We start from the raw sequence: 1,017 nt of genomic DNA on the forward strand, positions 1-1,017 counted from the left end.
GAACTAACAGAGAACAAATAGAGAACACGCTCACTAAGGGACATATTCGTTATGTCCCTTTTTTAATGCCAAAAAGGAGAATAATTATATGAGATTTCAGGTCGAGATAACACAAAAGATGGCAGCCGTTGTAGAGATAAATGCACCAGATGAGGATGCTGCTTTGCAAGAGGCGAATGAAATGATATCTAAAGATATAATTTCTTCAGATTCTTTTCATATGGAGGAAGCAGCTGCTGTGATAAAACAGTCAGATAACATTCTGATATTTACTAGGCCTGCAAACGGAAGGTTGCAAAGAAAGTTTTGACTTATATTTTGTCCCATGATGGGACGGAGAGGAAATGTCCCACTGTGGGACGGAAAGGAAGAAAAAGCATGGGAAAAGTAATTGCTGTAGCAAACCAAAAGGGCGGCGTTGGAAAAACAACAACCGCGGCAGCGTTGGGGGATATGTTAAATCATGCTGGGTTCAAGGTTCTGCTGATAGATATGGATGGACAGGCTAATCTGACATATAACATGGGTATTGAACGACCAGATAAACTGTCGCATACAGTTACAGATTTGATTATGGCAAAGGCAAATGGAGAGGCAGCAGAGTATAATGCAGTTGAATTTGTCTTAAAACCTGGAATAAGCCTTTTTCCGGCAAATATAGTTCTATCAGGGCTGGAAATGTCGTTAATTAACGCATTCCAGCGAGAACAGATTTTGCGGCTGATTATTAACGATATTCGAGATCAATATGATTATATTATCGTTGATACATCACCTTCGCTGGGGTTATTGACAATTAACAGTCTAGTTGCAGTTGATGAGGTAGTCATCCCAGTACAGGCACAGGTTTTTGCAGTTAAAGGGATGGAGCAGTTGTTTAAGTCAATATCTCTTGCAAAACGGATTAATCCAGATCTGCAGATTGCGGGAATCCTGCTTACGATGGTAGACGGCCGCAGCGGAAGTCAAAAAGATACTGTGTTGCAGCTTGATGCAGCCTTTGGAAATACCATACCC

General features: G+C 41.0%; 2 protein-coding genes. Both read left to right on the top strand.

Annotated features, from left to right (window positions below; all coding sequences use genetic code 11):
* Positions 1-88: 88 nt before the first annotated feature.
* On the top strand, positions 89-310 hold the full coding sequence (locus D1841_RS17520) for a hypothetical protein (RefSeq protein WP_160202068.1): 222 nt from the start codon (positions 89-91) through the stop codon (positions 308-310).
* A gap of 68 nt (positions 311-378) precedes the next feature.
* Positions 379-1,017 (top strand): ParA family protein (locus tag D1841_RS17525; RefSeq protein WP_166554329.1); only part of this gene is annotated, 639 nt, incomplete at its 3' end.

Origin of the sequence: Neglectibacter sp. X4 (assembly GCF_009917365.1) — a bacterium.
In the GTDB taxonomy this organism is placed as follows: Bacteria; Bacillota; Clostridia; order Oscillospirales; family Acutalibacteraceae; genus Acutalibacter.

Coding starts and splice junctions, on each gene's coding strand:
- D1841_RS17520 (WP_160202068.1), top strand. CDS start 89: ATGAGATTTCAGGTCGAGATAACACAAAAGATGGCAGCCGTTGTAGAG.